This is a genomic window from Streptomyces ossamyceticus, from assembly GCF_001418475.1.
Lineage (GTDB): Bacteria > Actinomycetota > Actinomycetes > Streptomycetales > Streptomycetaceae > Streptomyces > Streptomyces ossamyceticus.
On the sequence record NZ_LIQX01000052.1, the window covers coordinates 1 to 3256 of the forward strand.

Below are 3256 nucleotides of genomic sequence, written 5' to 3' on the forward strand. Positions count from 1 at the left end.
CTGCCAGGTGCCGCCGAAACGGCGCCGGATCTCCTGGAGCGGCCCGTCGAGGACGATACGGCCGTGGTTGATGAGGACGACCCGCTCGGCGAGCCGGGCGACCTCGGTCATGTCGTGCGTGGTGAGCAGTACGGTCCGCTCCCGCTCCTCGACCTGGTGCCGCAGGAACCGCCGGACCTGCTCCTTCACGACCACGTCCATGCCGATGGTGGGTTCGTCGAGGAAGACGACAGGAGGGTCGTGCAGCAGGGAGGCGGCGAGATCGCACCGGACGCGCTGCCCGAGGGACAGGTGCCGGACGCGGGTGTCCCAGAACTCGGAGAGTTCGAGCAGCTCGTCGTACTCGTCGATGCGCTCCCGGTACCGGTCCTCGGGGACGCCGTAGATGTCGCGGAGGATCGCGAACGACTCCCGGGCGGGCAGGTCCCACCACAACTGGGTCCGCTGCCCGAAGACGGCGCCGATGTTGTGGGCGTTGCGCTCCCGGTCCCGATGGGGCACGACGCCGGCGACGAGAGCCTCGCCGGAGGTGGGGGTGAGGATGCCGGTGAGCATCTTGATCGTGGTGGACTTGCCGGCCCCGTTGGGCCCGAGGAGTGCGACCAACTCCCCTCTGCCGACACGGAAGTCGACGTCCCGCACCGCGACCTTGGCCACGCGCTCCGGGCTGACGAGCGACCGGAGCGCCCCGCCGAGCCCTGGCCGGCGCACGGTCGTATGAAACACCTTGGACAACCCGCGCGCCTCGATCACCGCGTTCAATGGCATCACATCCGTTCTGCTCGGCCCCCTGCCACACGGGCGGTGCCCGCCGGGCAGTACCGCGCTCCGACAACCATCCGGACGCCACCCGAGATCCCTTCCAACATCCCGTCCGAAATCCCGAACACCGTCCGACACAACGGCGCCGATGCTAGGCCCCTCCCCCCGACGGGGAGAACCGAATTACCAACCCCAAACAGATCCGACCGCCCCACCACCACCCGCTACACTGACGGCGGCGAAGCACCACACCACGCCACCCCGCCTTCGTAGCTCAGGGGATAGAGCACCGCTCTCCTAAAGCGGGTGTCGCAGGTTCGAATCCTGCCGGGGGCACCAGGCAAAAGGCCCCGGACCGATCATGGTCCGGGGCCTTTGACATCCACTTCTGACATCAACGAGGACGGTCACTCACAACCGGCCGCCGTTTGAGCAGCCGATCCATGTGACTGATCGCCTCGCGCTGGGTGTCCTGCACTACGTGCGTGTACACGTCCATGGTGATGCTGATCTGGCTGTGACCGAGGATCTCCATCACGACGCGGGGCGCGACTCCGGCCGCCGTGAGGAGGGTGGCCGTGCCATGGCGAGCGTCATGGAGCCGGATCACGCGAAGGCCGGCGGACTCGGCGACGCGAGTGAAGGAGCGGTAGACGTTCCGCGGCTCGACCTGGCGACCGGTACGGGTCGTGAAGACGTAGCCCGACTCGTGCCACTGCTCCCCCGCCTTGACGCGCGCGGCCGACTGCCGCATCCGATGCCAGCGCAATGGGGCAATGCAGAGCGCGGGCAGCGGGACGACGCGTCGACGGCGGCTCTTGGGGTCGTCGTCGTACAGGACGCCACGGCGCCGCTGGGTCTGCTGACGGACGTAGAGCACGCGGTTGTCGAGGTCCAGGTCGGACCAGCGGAGACCGATGATCTCTCCCCGGCGCAGGCCCATGGCGATGGCAAGCATGAAGGCCGCGTAGAGCGGGTCTTTGCGGGACGCGGCGAGGAAGGCGAGCGTCTCGTCCAGGCTCCAGGGCTTCAACTCCCGGTTGTCCGTACGGGGCGGCTCGACAAGCTTGGCGACGTTTCGCGTAATCAGCTCCTCGCGGCAGGCGGAGGACAGCGCGGAACGCAGAACGCGGTGCGACTCCTTGGCCGTTGCCGCGGTGGTCTCCTTCTCCAGACGGACGAGAAAGCGGCGCACGTCGGCGACGGCGAGGGATTCGAGCCGCTTGGAGCCGAGCAGCGGCACCAGGTAGAGCCGGACGTGCGACTCGTACTTGTCGTACGTGCTGAGCTTCCGCCGAGGCTTGATCACGTTGTCCAGCCAGTACGGCAGCCACTCCGAGAGCTTGGCCGAGCGAGTCGGCACGGGCACGCCCTGGTCGACCTTGGCGAGCAGCTCCCGGCGCTTGGTGTCGCACTCCTGCCAGGTCTTGCCGTAGGCGAACTTCCGGGCGCGGGTGCCGTCCGGCTGGAGCACGTATACGGCGCACTGATAGCGGCCGTCCTTGCGCTTGGTGATCGTGCCCGCCCCGTTCGGGTTGCGCTTGCGCTGGCCGGCCATCAGGCTGCCGCCTCCATTTCGCTGGTGATGTACTCGCGGACGGCCCGCACGGGAATGCGACGGCACCGGCCGATGGTGATCGAGGGCAGACGACGCGAGCGGATGAGGTCATAGACCGTGGAGCGACCGAGCTTGAGCCGCGCCATCACGTCAGGCACCGTCAGCAGTTCGTCGTCATGCATGAGTGGGTTCTCCTTCCGTTCCGGGGGCGGGTTCGAGGGATTCGGCGAGCCAGGCTTCGGTGTCGGTCAGGCCGGTTCCGGCGAAGACCCAGTGCGCGAGGACGTACGTCGTGGCGTTCTCGCGCTCGGGCAGCGCGGCAGCGGCTTGGGCGCGGCGCCATTGGGCGCGGGCGTCGCGGAGGGCGCCGAGGGTGGTGGAGTAGCGGCGGGACTTGGTGGAGAAGTGGCCGCGGAAGCCGAGCATGTGGGCCCAGGCGCGCAGACGGAGGTGTTCGAGGTCCTTGCGGGCGCCGAGGGTCCAGGCGGTTCTGATGAGGCGGCGGGCGTGGTCGCTGATGTCGAGCTGAGCGAGTTCGGCGGCGAACCTCAGCGGCCGGTCGAGAGCTCCCGTGGCGGTCTCGGCACCCTTGGTCGCGTACTTGGCGATGTACGCCGCTACGGCCCGTTCGGTCAGTTCCTGGCCGTCGTTGAAGTCGGCGGATTGGATGGTGCGGACGTCGAGTTGGCGGCCGAAGGTGACGGTGTGGGTGCGGCCGTCGATGACCGGTCCGTCCACGCGGACCTTGGCCGCAGCCGCCTCGATGGCGTCCGTGAGCAGCTCAGCGGTAGCCCAGGTCGGGGGCGGGGTGTCTGCGCCGGTGGGGCCGTCGATGCGGATGACGGCGTGGAAGTGGACGGCGCCGCGCTTTTGGTACTCGGCGACCTTGGCGAAGGAGACGCGGGCGTGTTCGCGGAAGCGGCGTTGTGACAGGCC

Annotated in this window: 4 protein-coding genes and 1 tRNA gene; 1 reads left to right on the plus strand and 4 read right to left on the minus strand. The window is 68.7% G+C overall.

All coding sequences use genetic code 11. The features are described from left to right. Positions 1-768 (minus strand): ABC transporter ATP-binding protein (locus tag AOK15_RS04880; RefSeq protein ID WP_055513132.1); only part of this gene is annotated, 768 nt, incomplete at its 3' end. A 257-nt stretch (positions 769-1025) separates the two neighbouring features. On the opposite strand from AOK15_RS04880, the gene AOK15_RS04885 reads away from it, so the two are divergent. Next, positions 1026-1101, plus strand: a tRNA-Arg gene (locus AOK15_RS04885). 55 nt (positions 1102-1156) lie between these two features. Here AOK15_RS04885 and AOK15_RS04890 read toward each other — a convergent pair. From AOK15_RS04890 to AOK15_RS04900, 3 genes are all read right to left on the minus strand, one after another. Beyond that, positions 1157-2320 (minus strand): tyrosine-type recombinase/integrase, encoded by a 1164-nt coding sequence (locus AOK15_RS04890; protein ID WP_107099337.1) that lies wholly within the window; start codon positions 2318-2320, stop codon positions 1157-1159. Continuing rightward, complete coding sequence (locus AOK15_RS04895; RefSeq protein WP_055513127.1) at positions 2320-2502, minus strand: helix-turn-helix domain-containing protein; 183 nt, start codon at positions 2500-2502, stop codon at positions 2320-2322. The genes AOK15_RS04890 and AOK15_RS04895 overlap by 1 nt, the downstream gene beginning before the upstream one ends. After that, positions 2495-3256 (minus strand): replication initiator (locus tag AOK15_RS04900; protein ID WP_055513129.1); only part of this gene is annotated, 762 nt, incomplete at its 5' end. The genes AOK15_RS04900 and AOK15_RS04895, both read right to left, overlap by 8 nt.